Raw genomic sequence first — 12,438 nt, 5'->3', positions numbered from 1 at the left:
CCCCAGCACAATTGCCTCCGAGGAGACCTTATGACCCGACTCGTCGAACCCGACCTCGCCTACCTGCGCCAGGTACTGCTGGAGATGCTCGCCATCCCCAGCCCCACCGGCCTCACCGACACCATCGTGCGCTACGTCGCCGAACGCCTGGAGGAGCTCGGCATCCCCTTCGAGCTGACCCGCCGCGGCACCATCCGCGCCACCCTCAAGGGCCGCCAGACCAGCCCGGACCGCGCGGTGTCGGCGCACCTCGACACCATCGGCGCCATCGTCCGCGAGCTGAAGGACAACGGCCGCCCGGCCCTGGCCCCGGTCGGCTGCTGGTCCAGCCGCTTCGCCGAGGGCAGCCGCGTCAGCCTGTTCACCGACAACGGCGTGCTGCGCGGTAGCGTGCTGCCGCTGCTGGCCTCCGGGCACGCCTTCAACACCGCGGTGGACCAGCTGCCGGTGAGCTGGGATCAGGTCGAGCTGCGCCTCGACGCCTACTGCGCCACCCGCGCCGACTGCGAGGCCCTGGGCGTGGCGGTGGGCGACTTCGTCGCCTTCGACCCGCTGCCGGAGTTCACCGATAGCGGCCACATCAGCGCCCGCCACCTGGACGACAAGGCCGGCGTGGCGGCCCTGCTGGCCGCGCTCAAGGCCATAGTCGAGAGCGGCGAGGTGCCGGAAATCGACTGCCACCCGCTGTTCACCATCACCGAGGAAGTCGGCTCCGGCGCCGCCGCCGCGCTGCCCTGGGACGTCAGCGAGTTCGTCGGTATCGACATCGCCCCGGTGGCGCCCGGGCAGCAGTCCAGCGAGCACTGTGTCAGCGTGGCCCTGCAGGACTCCGGTGGCCCCTACGACTATCACCTGTCGCGTCACCTGCTGCGCCTGGCCGGCGACGGCGAGATCCCGGTGCGCCGCGACCTGTTCCGCTACTACCACAGCGATGCGCAGTCGGCGGTGACCGCCGGCCACGACATCCGCACCGCCCTGCTGGCCTTTGGCTGCGACGCCACCCACGGCTACGAGCGCACCCATATCGACAGCCTGGCAGCGCTCGCCCGCCTGATCGGCGCTTACCTGCTCAGCCCGCCGGTGTTCGCCAGCGACGCCCAGCCGGCCCGCGAGCATTCCCTGGAACGCTTCAGCCACCAGATCGAGCACGACGTGCAAATGGCCAGCGACACCCAGGTACCGGCCATCGACAGCCTCCTCGGCGGCCGCTCAAGCCCGCCGGACTAGGGCTTGGCCGGGGCACTTGCTGGGCGCGCCACAACTGGGCAAAGTGCAGGCCATAACCGACAACAAACCAGAGGTTGGCGGATGCCGCGCTTGTGTCTGGCTGTGCTGCTGCTCTGCCTGTGCGGGCCGCTGTGGGCGCTCGCCCCGGCCCCCCTGGACCGCGACGAGCTGCGCCTGTCACTGGCGCCCTTCATGGCCTACCACGAGGACCCCGGTGGCGAGCTGAGCCCCGCCGAAGCGCAGCAGTTGCCGGACAGCGCCTTCCAGCCGGTGACCGGCGACCACGCCAACCTGGGCAAGAACGACTCGGTGTGGTGGTTCAAGGTGCGCCTGAGCAATAGCCGGCCGCAGCCGCTGGCCGGCTACCTGGAAGTCAACTACGCCCTGCTCGACCACATCGACGTCTACCTGCAGGACGCCAACGGCCAGCTGCAGCGCCAGCACAGCGGCGACACCTTCGCCTTCGCCCAGCGCCCGGTGCAGGTGCGCCACTTCTGGTTCCCGCTGCTGCTGGCGCCGGGCGACCACAGCCTGCTGCTGCGGGTGGAGAGCACCAGCACCATCTTCGTACCGCTGTTCTTCAGCACCTACGGCGCCAGCGCGGCGGCCCAGGAAAACCTGATGGGCATCAACGGCGCCTTCTACGGCGTGCTGTTCGCCATGTTCGTCTACAACCTGTTCCTGTTCCTCTCGCTGCGCGAGCGCGCCTACTTCTGGTACCTTGTGTACAACATCAACGTCGGCCTGTTCGCTGCCTGCTTCGACGGCATGCTGTTCAAGCTACTGCCCGAGCATGTGGCGCTGCAGTCGGTGAGCATCTACATCCTGATGTACCTGCACTGCCTCACCGCCGCCCAGTTCAGCCGCCACTTCCTGCACATCCCGCAGCACTTCCCGCAACTGGACAAGGCCATGCGCCTGCTGATGCTGGGCATCGTCGGCTGCCTGCTGTCGGTGCCGCTGATCGGCCTGGCCGCCTGGAACATCCTGGCCAGCCTGGCGGTGCTGCTGGTCTCGCTGATCCTCCTGCTCACCGGCATCTACGCCTGGCGCCGCGGCGTGCGCCACGGCTCCTACTACGTGCTGGCCTGGAGCGTGCTGCTGGTGGCCTTCATGCTGGTCACCAGCGGCTCGCTAGGCGTGGAGATCTTCGGCATCTATGGCTCGGCGGTGGTCAAGGTGGGCGTGACCATCGAGCTGCTGACCCTGTCGATCGGCCTGGCCGACCGCATCAACCTGCTCAAGGAGGAGGGCTACCGTTCACGCCAGGCGGCGGCCCAGGCGGAGTACGAGAGCCAGGCCAAGAGCCGCTTCCTGGCCAAGATGAGCCACGAGATCCGCACCCCGCTCAACGGCGTGCTGGGCATGCTGCAGCTGCTGCGCGAGACGCCGCTGGAGCGCAGCCAGCGCTTTTATGTGGACACCATCGCCAGCTCCGGGACCTCGCTGATGGCGGTGATCAACGACATCCTCGACTACGCGCGGATCGAGTCCGGCAAGCTGAGCCTGGAGGAGATCGAGTTCGACCTGGAGCAGATGGTCTCCGACACCCTGTTGCTGTTCACCGCCCAGGCCCTGGAGAAGCGCCTGCGCCTCTACGTCAGCCTAGAGGGCGGCGTGCCCCGGCGTGTGCTGGGCGACCCGACGCGGCTCAAGCAGGTGCTGATGAACCTGCTGGGCAATGCCCTCAAGTTCACCCAGGAAGGCCACGTCGCGCTGACCATCAGCCGGCGCAGCAACAGCCAGGGCCAGCAGCACCTGGTATTCGCCGTCAGCGACAGCGGCATCGGCATCCGCGACGAGGTGCTCACCCAGCTGTTCCGCTCCTTCGCCCAGGGCGACTCCAGCACCACCCGGCGCTATGGCGGCAGCGGCCTGGGCCTGGCCATCAGCAAGGAGCTGGTGGAGATGATGGGGGGCCGCATCGAAGTGCAGAGCACGCCGGGCCAGGGCTCGCGCTTCGCCTTCGATATTCCGCTGAAGCCCGGCGAGCAGACGGAAGACGAACTGCTCGGCCTGCTGGAGAGTCGCGTCGCCCTGCTCTGCTCGCTGGACGCCCAGGGACTCGACTGCCTCGGCCACCTGCTCGGCCGCTGGGGCATGCGCACCCAGCGCTGCCAGGATCCGGAGCGCCTGCGCGACTACCTGGAGGACTTCAGTGCCCCCCCGCTGCTGGTGCTGATGGCGCCCTGGCCGGGCAGCTGTGGCCACTGGCTGGACAGCCTGCGGCCGCACCTGGAACACGGCCAGCGCGTGCTGCTGCTGAGCCCGCCGGAACAGCACCAGCACCTGCCGGACAGCCTGGGCCTGCGCCTGCTCGGCCTGCCCCTGCCGCTGTCCCTGAGCAGCCTGCGCGAGGCCCTGCAGGAGCTTTACAGCGAGCGCCGCCGCGAAGCCCAGGAGCCTGCTCCGGCACTGGCCAGCCGTGGCGGCAGGGCGCCCTGCATCCTGGTCGCCGAGGACAACAAGGTGAACCAGATGGTGGTACAGGGCTTTCTCAAGAAGCGCGGCTACCAGGTACGCCTGGTCGCCGACGGGCGCGCGGCGGTCGACGAGTACCGCCGCGATCCGGCGGCCATCGCGCTGATCCTGATGGACTGCGAGATGCCGGAGCTGGACGGCTTCGAGGCCACCCGGCAGATCCGCCAGCTGCAGTACCAGCGCCAGCTGCCGGCAGTACCGATCATCGCGCTGACCGCGCACATTCTCGATGAGCATCGCCAGCGCGGCGCCGAGGCCGGCATGGACGACTTCCTCGGCAAGCCGCTGGATTGCCAGCAGCTCTACGCGGTGCTCGATCGCCACCTGCTCGCCGCGGCGAACGCCAGCGATTAGCATGGCCGCCCCGCCAACAGGAGCCGCCATGCTGATCCCCCACCAGATGCTCGAAGCCGAGACCCTCACCCGCCTGCTGGAAGACTTCGTCACCCGCGACGGCACCGACAATGGCGACGACACACCGCTGGCGACCCGCGTCGAGCGGGCGCGCCGGGCACTGGAGAAGGGTCAGGCGCTGATCGCCTTCGACCCCGACAGCCAGCAGTGCCAGCTGATGCTGCGCGAGGAAGTGCCGAAGGAGTGGCTGGAGGACTGAGCCTCGCCTCAGTGGCTGGCGAAGCGCGGGCCGAACAGGATGATGCCGGCACCGACCAGGCACAGCGCCGCGCCCAGCCAGTCCGAGAGCAGCGGCCGGGTCCGCTCGATCAGCCCCAGCCAGAGCAGCGAAGCCACGATGTAGACGCCGCCATAGGCGGCATAGGCGCGCCCGGCATAGGCCGCTTCGACACGGGTCAGCAGCAGGGCGAAGAGGGTCAGGCTGAGCAGGCCCGGGGCGATCCACCAGGCGCTCTTGCCCAGCCGCAGCCACATCCAGAAGGCGTAGCAGCCGCCGATCTCGAACAGCGCGGCGAGGAAGAACCAGAAGTAGTTGAGCATCGCCCCTCCCTCAGCCGCGCAGGCTGCCCTCGCGCTCCCACACGCAGCGTACCCGCAGGTCTTGTTCCTGGGGGCTGTGGAAGCCGTTCTCCGACTCCCAGCGGAAGGTGTGCACGCCGTTCAGCTCGGTTTCCAGGTGCACCACGGCGCTGGCCCAGTACAGGCGCTTGAGCAGTGCCTCGAATTCCTTGATCCACAGGCTCCATTCGTACTCGATGGCCTGGTAGCTGGCGCCGAAGTGGATCACCTGGGTCTGGTACAGGCCCTCGCCCTCGGCCGCGCAGAAGGAGAACATGTCACGCCCGAGAAAGGCCCAGGACTCGCCCTGGGGCAGTTGCTCCAGCATCCGGCGGTTGGTGGCGCGACGCGCCAGGCGCTGCTCGCGGTCACCGGATGGCCAGTCGCGGATGCAGCCATAGACGATGGATTCGGACTCCACTCGGGTACTCCAGAAAGTGCAGGCTGCCTTCTAACACAGGGCATGGCGACTGCAAAGGAACCAGTGCCCCGCACGCGCAAAAAGCCGGACCTCAGGCCGGGCGCCTCGGTGAGCGCAGGGCCCAGGCGATCAGCGTCATCAGCACGCCCAGGCCGATCAGCACCATGAACGGCGCCTGGTAGTTACCGGCCAGGTCGCGCCCCAGGCCGGCCAGGATCGGCGCCAGGCAGGCCATGCAGTAGCCGGCGCAGAGCATCATCGCGGTCCAGCGGCTGACCGCCAGCGGCGTGTGCACCTCGTACAGCGGCAGCACCAGCGACAGGGCGAAGGAGCCACTGAGGGCGAAGCCCATCAGCACGGCCCAGAGCTCGGGCAGCAGGGTCGGCTGGAAGGTGATCATGGCCAGGCACAGGGTCAGGCTCAGGCCGCAGGCCACCAGCAGCGGCTGGCGGATATCGAAGCGCTGGGCCAGCCAGGGCATCAGCCAGGAACTGGGCAGGCCGACCAGCATGAACAGGCTGAACAGGCCGTTGCTGTACAGCAGGCTGAGACCCGCCTCGTGGTAGCGCGCCACCAGCCAGGTGGCCATGGTGTAGAAGAAGCCGGCCTGGATGGCGAAGAAACCGGTCACCAGCCAGGCGCGCGGCTCGCGCCAGGGCAGCCCCTGGCCATCGCCAAGCTGCGCCGCCTCGGCGCGATTGGGCAGGCGCAGCCACAGCACCAGGGCGAGCAGCGCCGGCACGCACCAGGCGGCCAGGCCCAGGCTCCAGTCGTCGCCCAGGTGCTGGGTCAGCGGTACGGTCAGCACCGCGCCGCCGGCACCGCCGATGGCCATGCTGAAGGAATACCAGCCGACCACCTGGCCGACCTGATCACGGAAATGCCGCTTGATGAAACCGGACAGCAGCGGCCCGGCCACGGCGATGCCGGTGCCGAGCAGCACGGCACTGCCGATCAGCACGGCGCTGGCGTGCCCACCCAGGCGCACCAGCAGTGCCAGGGCGATCAAGGCCAGGCAACAGGCGATGGTGCGCTCCAGGCCGAAGCGCACGGCCAGGCGCGGCGCCAGCGGCGCCAGCAGGCCCATGCACAGCACCGGCAAGGCGGTGGTCAGGCTGATCAGGCCGCGGCTCAGGGCAAGCTCCTCGGCGATGCGTTCGATCAGCGGGGCGAAGGAAGTGATGCCGGGGCGCAGGTTGATCGCCGCCAGCACCAGAGCCAGCATCAGCAGGGCTCGGGATACAGGTTTCACGCAAGATCCGACAACAGGGCAGCCATCTCGGCCGGGACGGTCACCCTACCCCTGTACAGACGGGCCAGACAAGCGTTCGGAGCCAAATTCTGACCGCGCGGACATATATTTCGACCATCAACTTGTTCAAGCAGAATGTCTTGCGCAGCACACCGGGAAAGTGTCTTGCGCTGGCCCGGAAGTTACGCACTCGTCGCGACGGCACCGACAGAAAACCGACCATACCGAGCATCACGCAGCTCCTAAATGGCATTTCGCCAGCGATCCGTCGTCGACACAGGTCTGGCGCGGCATAGGGCATAAAAAAGAGCGACACGGCGCCTCGAATAACGCCTGTTCACTGTATATAGTGCTTAGTCATGTAACAGCGCTGTTTTGATGCTACTCCCTTAATAAGAAAGCTGCCGCCAACAGCCCGGAATGTCGCCGATGAAAACAACTAAAGACGTAGATTCCACCGTTTCCGAACCGCGCACCCTGACCGCCAGCGCGGTCGAGGAACTGGCGGCACCGGCAACCCCGAACCTCCCCGCCAACATCGGTGGCGAGCAGTACATGTACTTCACCGAGCGCGACATCGACCGCATCCTGGAGAACCTCGACGGCCTGCGCGAACGAGTATTCCCCAAGCTGCACGGCGATGAAGCCCTGGATGCCCGCCACGCCCAGCACTTCCCCTCGGTGTGCCTGATCGGCCTCGGCCGCTGCGGCTCCAACATCGCCCTAGACGTCGCCTCGCTGGTGTACAACGCCCGGCGCTTCTACCTCAACGAATTCAGCAACCAGGAAAAGAGCGGCTCCGAGCAGCGCCCGGCTGGCTGGCTACGCAGCAACCTGCGCCTGGCCGGCAGCCGCGCCGCCAAACCGGTATTCCTGATCGAACCGCTGGTGATGCTGGGCGACCTGGACAAGGACATCGAGGGGCGCATCCGCTTCTCGCGCAAGGCCGAGACCAGCGGCTTCCTCGACGACTACAGCAAGATGAAGATCATGGACCTGTCCGAGGTCCACGCCGGCGGCGCCGGTAACGCGCCGATCCTCGGCCAGTACCTGGCCAAGATCATCCTCAACAAGGATACCCAGCGCTTCTCCAACGCCGACTGGAAGTTCATCCACAGCTACCTGATCGACTCCTGCGGCATCAAGGCCAACCAGTCGCGCCTGTACTTCTACATCTTCAGCGCCGGCGGCGGCACCGGCTCGGGCATGGCCTCGGAGTTCGGCCTGGCCCAGCAGTTCGCCTACATGAGCAAGACCTTCGAGACCAAGCAGGAGAGCAGCAGCGAGGACAATCGCGGGCACTCCTTCGTCTTCGAGCCGATCTTCACCAGCGGCATCTGCATCCTGCCGAACATCTCCGACCAGCGCATCGAGATGTCCGAAGCCCTGCACATCAACGCCGGCCGCCTGCTATGCAAGTACCTCGCCGAGGAGTGGGACTTCTCCTACAACTTCGACAGCGAGGAAACCGGCGAAGAGAGCGTGATGCGCCGCATCCGCCCGTGGAACGCGATGATGCTGATCTCCAACGACATCATGCGCTACGCCGAGGAAAGCGACGGCGGCAACGTGCAGAACATCGACGTGAACGCCATGGAGCGCCACGCCAACCAGTACATCTCGCAGCAGATCTTCAACATCCTCACCGCCCAGGCGGTGACCACCGACTACGACCAGAACTACTTCCGCCGTGCCGGCATCGATATCGGCGAGACCATCCGCCTGGATGCCAACGACCTGTTCATGAGCCTGGCCGGGCCGGTGGCAGTTGCTTACGCGGAATCCGTGGTGGCCGAGCAGGCCGCTCCGGCGCCGACCGAGAAGTTCAAGGTGTTCGAGAAGGAGCAGCCCAAGCTCAATATCGACGACCTGTTCTTCCGTTCCATCGACCTGCCGCACTTCAACAAGGCGACCCAGGCCATCGAGGGCATCAGCCTGCTGCCGATCGAGGCCAAGCGCTACCGTGCGGCGCTGGAGCAGTACAAGAAGTCCAACTACGACGCCAGCGCCCTGAGTGACCTGCACTTCTTCAAGAACTGCTCCTCGGTGGTGTCCATCGTCTCGCTGCCGAAGGACTACAAGCTGTCCTACATGGACCTGAACCGGCTCAAGACCCATCTCAACAGCCTGTTCCCCAACACCACCCTGAAGCGCTACGCCCTGGTGATCGGCGCCTCGGCCAACCTGTCGCTGACCACCCTGATCGTCAAGAGCCCGTGCCTGTCGGACGATTTCCTGACCCTGATCGTCGCCTTCATCAAGCGCTGCTTCGCCCGTGACCAGTACCGCTACGACGAGAGCCTGGACAACGCCATGCTCGACTTCATCGTCTCCGAGGAATTCGACGAGGCGCGCGTCGAGGCCATGCTCAACGAGTACGAGAACCCGGCGAAGATCCTCGACACCAACTGGTACGCGATCAAGCCGATGTACGAGAAGAAGTACCGCGAGCTGATCCACGACCAGGACAAGTTCGTCTCGATCAACGACATCCGCCTGTCGCGAGAGAGCGTGAAGAAGGCCATCAAGTACCTGCGCGAGATCTATCGCCACCGCGTCGGCAAGACCCGGGTCATCTCGCTCAACGACTACGACGGCAACAAGGCCTGATTCAGAAGCGGCACCAACAAAAAGGCCTGCAATCGCAGGCCTTTTCATTTCAGCCATGCATAGACTGCCGAATTTCCTGCAATACCTGATATAGGTCGAGACGCCAGTCGGGCTGGGGAATGCCGAATTCGGTCTGCAGCCTGGAGCAGTCCAGCACAGACCAGCGCGGACGCAGCGCCGCTGTCGGGTAATCCGAGGTAGCAAGCGCCCTTAGCTTGGGTACCCGCGTAATCAGTCCCAGTTCATGAGCCTGGAGAAAGATCATCTCAGCAAAGTCGTACCAACTGCAGATGGGCGTACCACTGAAGTGGTAACAGCCCCAGGACAGAACGCCTTGCTGATAGTAAAGCTCCACAAGCCGCCATAGCGTTGAGGCAATGCTCATTGCGGACGTTGGACAGCCCCATTGATCAGAGACCACTGCCAGCTCATCACGCTCCCCGGCAAGCGCCAGCATGGTCTTTACGAAGTTACTGCCGTGCACACCAAACACCCAGCTACTACGCAACACCAGCCAGCGGGAGCAGCGCTCTGCGAGTACCTGCTCACCCGCCAGCTTGCTAGCCCCATACACGTTCAGAGGTGCACAGGCATCCACCTCTCGATAGGGAACACAGGCATCGCCGTGAAAGACATAGTCCGAGGATAAATGAAACATGGGAATAGCAAGGCGCTCGGCGGCGTCAGCAAGCCAAGCCACACCATCGCGGTTGACCGCATAAGCCCGCTGGCGGTCATTTTCCGCCCGATCCACAGCTGTGTATGCGGCGGCATTGATGATTGCGTCAGGGGCGACCTCAACCAGGCACCGAGCAACCTGTCCCTGCTCGGTGATGTCCAGAGGCAAGGCGACAGTCTCTATCTTGTCCGGGACCGATCGCATCAGTGCATGGCCGACCTGCCCATGGGCACCTGTGATCAGGATGCGCATCTCAGAAGCGCCCAAGCAATTGGCGAAGCGTAGGATTGCATTGATCCTTGGCAGATAGCTTAGGGGATGCAATAGGCCAAGGAATATTCACATCCGGATCGTTCCAGAGCAGGCCGCCTTCATCCTCGGGTAGATAAAGCTCCGTACATTTGTATTCGAAATCAGCCGTCTCGCTCAGCACACAGAAACCATGCGCATAGCCCGGCGGCACCCAGAGTTGGCGATGGTTCTCGTCGTTAAGCTCAACACCGACAAAACGACCGCAGGATGATGATGCCGGATCGACATCCACAGCGACATCGTAGACCGCCCCCCTGCTGACACGCACCAGCTTGCCCTGCGGGCGGGTACGCTGAAAATGCAGACCACGAAGCACTCCGCGCGAAGAGCGCGAATGATTGTCCTGCACGAACGGCAGATCAATGCCTACCTCGCGATAACGCTCGCTCTGGAAAGTCTCCAGAAAAAATCCCCGCGCATCGAAAAACACTCTCGGCTCAATGATCAACACGCCGGGCAGTGCCGTTTCAATCACCTTCACGAATGATTCTCTTGCTCTAGCAAATGCAGCAGATACTGTCCGTACCCTGTTTTACCCAGCTCGCGCGCCTGGATCGCCAATTGCTCTGCCGATAACCAGCCCTGGCGATAGGCGATCTCCTCCAAACACGCCACCTTGAGTCCCTGGCGGGACTCGATGGTCTGTACGAAGTGGCCGGCCTCCATCAAGGAATCGTGGGTGCCCGCGTCCAGCCAGGCGAAGCCACGGCCAAGCAGGCTGACGCGCAGATCACCACGCTCCAGGTAAGCGCTATTGATGTCGGTAATCTCTAGCTCACCGCGTGCAGAGGGCCTGATCCGCTTGGCCAACTCGATCACCGAGTTATCGTAGAAGTACAACCCCGTAACCGCATAATTGGATTTCGGCAACGCCGGTTTCTCTTCGATGGATACTGCTTTGCCTGCAGCATCGAACTCCACCACACCGAAACGCCGAGGATCACTCACATGGTAGGCGAAGACCGTTGCCCCCTGCATGCGTCGCATCGCTTCCTGCAGCATCGCACTGAAACCATAGCCATAGAAAATGCTATCTCCGAGGATGAGGCATACTCTGTCGCTCCCGATGAACGACTCACCGATCAGAAAAGCCTGCGCCAGACCGTCGGGGGAAGGCTGCTCGGCATAGTCCAGGTCGATGCCGAAAGCGCTGCCATCGCCAAGCAGCTTACGGAAATTGGGTAGATCATCCGGAGTTGAAATAATCAGAACTTCGCGTATACCAGCCAGCATCAGCACCGACAGTGGGTAATAGATCATCGGCTTGTCGTAGATGGGCAGCAGGTGCTTGGAGACGCCTCGGGTAATGGGGTGCAAGCGGGTACCAGAACCACCGGCAAGAATGATGCCCTTCATTGAATGCCCCTTTTCATAGAGCGCACAGTGCCGCCTCATTCATGGCTGATCACCCAGTCTAGCCAGTCGATAGTCACCGCTCAGCACACGCTGCCACCACCACCGATTCTCCAGATACCAGACCACCGTTTTGCGGATACCGCTTGAAAATGTTTCCTGGGGGCGCCAGCCCAGCTCACGCTCGATCTTGCTGGCGTCGATGGCATAGCGCCGGTCATGTCCGGGGCGATCCTGCACAAACCTGATGCGCTCCCGGTAGGCACCCGACTCACAGGGTTGAAGTTCGTCCAGCAGGGCACAGATGGCTTCAACCACTTCAAGGTTAGGCATTTCGTGATGCCCGCCAATATTGTAGGTTTCCCCTACCCTGCCTTGGGTTACCACGTCGACCAATGCCCGGGCATGATCCTCGACAAATAGCCAGTCACGCACCTGCGAGCCATCCCCGTAAACCGGCAGAGACTGCCCATGCAAAGCATTGAGGATCATGTGTGGGATAAGCTTTTCCGGAAACTGGAAAGGGCCATAGTTGTTCGAGCAGTTGGTCACCAGCACCGGCAGGCCATAGGTACGCATCCACGCCCGGACCAAGTGATCTGCGCTTGCCTTGGACGCCGAGTACGGCGAACTGGGTGCATAGGGCGTGGTTTCGGTAAAAAGCCCTCCCTTCCCCTCCAGATCGCCAAATACCTCGTCTGAGGAAACATGAAGGAAGCGGAAGGTCTGGCGCTCAATGCCCGGCAGTGTCTGCCAATAACGCCGAGCAGCCTCCAGCAGACTGTATGTGCCGACTATGTTGGTCCGTATGAAGTCTGCAGGCCACTCGATGGACCGATCGACATGTGACTCTGCAGCCAAGTGCATCACGGTCGTCGGTCTGAAATCAGCGAATACCCGGTCCAACTCCTGGCACTCGCAGATGTCGAGCTGATGAAAACTGTAACGTGGAGAGTCGGCGACCATGGCCAGCGAGTCCAGATTTCCCGCATAGGTCAACTTGTCTAGGTTGGCGACCTTATGGTCGGTGTTCTCGATCAGATGACGGATCACCGCAGAGCCGATAAAGCCGGCACCACCAGTCAGCAAAATACGCAAGGCCATAGCTTTCTCTTACCAGGAAATACCACA

The 12,438-nt window shown here is 63.8% G+C and carries 11 protein-coding genes; 4 read left to right on the top strand and 7 right to left on the bottom strand.

What is annotated here, in order from left to right:
* Positions 1 to 30: 30 nt before the first annotated feature.
* The 3 genes from DMO17_RS07805 to DMO17_RS07795 all read left to right on the top strand — a co-directional run bounded on the left by DMO17_RS07805 (position 31) and on the right by DMO17_RS07795 (position 4,321).
* Positions 31 to 1,227, top strand: a complete 1,197-nt coding sequence (locus tag DMO17_RS07805) for an osmoprotectant NAGGN system M42 family peptidase (RefSeq protein WP_110681929.1) — start codon at positions 31 to 33, stop codon at positions 1,225 to 1,227.
* A gap of 81 nt (positions 1,228 to 1,308) precedes the next feature.
* Positions 1,309 to 4,062: a hybrid sensor histidine kinase/response regulator gene (locus DMO17_RS07800; protein WP_110681928.1), complete on the top strand. Its 2,754-nt coding sequence runs from the start codon at positions 1,309 to 1,311 to the stop codon at positions 4,060 to 4,062.
* Positions 4,063 to 4,090: 28 nt separating this feature from the next.
* Complete coding sequence (locus tag DMO17_RS07795) at positions 4,091 to 4,321, top strand: YheU family protein (RefSeq protein ID WP_110681927.1); 231 nt, start codon at positions 4,091 to 4,093, stop codon at positions 4,319 to 4,321.
* 8 nt (positions 4,322 to 4,329) lie between these two features.
* On the opposite strand, the gene DMO17_RS07790 is transcribed toward DMO17_RS07795, so the two are convergent.
* From DMO17_RS07790 to DMO17_RS07780, 3 genes are all read right to left on the bottom strand, one after another.
* The gene (locus DMO17_RS07790) at positions 4,330 to 4,662 is read right to left on the bottom strand and encodes a YnfA family protein (RefSeq protein WP_110681926.1); all 333 of its coding nucleotides are present in this window, start codon (positions 4,660 to 4,662) and stop codon (positions 4,330 to 4,332) included.
* 10 nt (positions 4,663 to 4,672) lie between these two features.
* Positions 4,673 to 5,101: a hypothetical protein gene (locus tag DMO17_RS07785; RefSeq protein WP_110681925.1), complete on the bottom strand. Its 429-nt coding sequence runs from the start codon at positions 5,099 to 5,101 to the stop codon at positions 4,673 to 4,675.
* Between the two features lie 91 nt (positions 5,102 to 5,192).
* A complete protein-coding gene (locus tag DMO17_RS07780; protein WP_110681924.1) occupies positions 5,193 to 6,353 on the bottom strand; it encodes an MFS transporter in 1,161 nt (386 codons plus the stop codon).
* 555 nt (positions 6,354 to 6,908) lie between these two features.
* Here DMO17_RS07780 and DMO17_RS07775 point away from each other — a divergent pair.
* On the top strand, positions 6,909 to 8,963 hold the full coding sequence (locus tag DMO17_RS07775; RefSeq protein ID WP_373389555.1) for a hypothetical protein: 2,055 nt from the start codon (positions 6,909 to 6,911) through the stop codon (positions 8,961 to 8,963).
* Between the two features lie 49 nt (positions 8,964 to 9,012).
* Here the strand turns inward: DMO17_RS07775 and rfbD are convergent, their stop codons facing one another.
* The 4 genes from rfbD to rfbB are packed head-to-tail and all read right to left on the bottom strand — an operon-like array spanning position 9,013 to position 12,411.
* Positions 9,013 to 9,894, bottom strand: coding sequence for a dTDP-4-dehydrorhamnose reductase (gene rfbD / locus DMO17_RS07770; RefSeq protein ID WP_110681966.1), 882 nt, complete (start codon positions 9,892 to 9,894; stop codon positions 9,013 to 9,015).
* A 1-nt stretch (position 9,895) separates the two neighbouring features.
* Positions 9,896 to 10,435 carry a dTDP-4-dehydrorhamnose 3,5-epimerase gene (gene rfbC / locus DMO17_RS07765; RefSeq protein WP_110681922.1) on the bottom strand — a complete coding sequence of 180 codons (540 nt, stop codon included), beginning with the start codon at positions 10,433 to 10,435 and terminating at the stop codon, positions 9,896 to 9,898.
* Positions 10,432 to 11,310, bottom strand: coding sequence for a glucose-1-phosphate thymidylyltransferase RfbA (rfbA, locus tag DMO17_RS07760; RefSeq protein WP_110681921.1), 879 nt, complete (start codon positions 11,308 to 11,310; stop codon positions 10,432 to 10,434). The genes rfbC and rfbA overlap by 4 nt, the downstream gene beginning before the upstream one ends.
* A 39-nt stretch (positions 11,311 to 11,349) precedes the next feature.
* On the bottom strand, positions 11,350 to 12,411 hold the full coding sequence (rfbB, locus tag DMO17_RS07755) for a dTDP-glucose 4,6-dehydratase (protein WP_110681920.1): 1,062 nt from the start codon (positions 12,409 to 12,411) through the stop codon (positions 11,350 to 11,352).
* Positions 12,412 to 12,438 lie beyond the last annotated feature (27 nt).

This window comes from Aquipseudomonas alcaligenes, assembly GCF_003205495.1.
In the GTDB taxonomy this organism is placed as follows: Bacteria; Pseudomonadota; Gammaproteobacteria; order Pseudomonadales; family Pseudomonadaceae; genus Aquipseudomonas; species Aquipseudomonas alcaligenes_B.
This window is presented reverse-complemented; position numbering and strand designations above follow the sequence as displayed.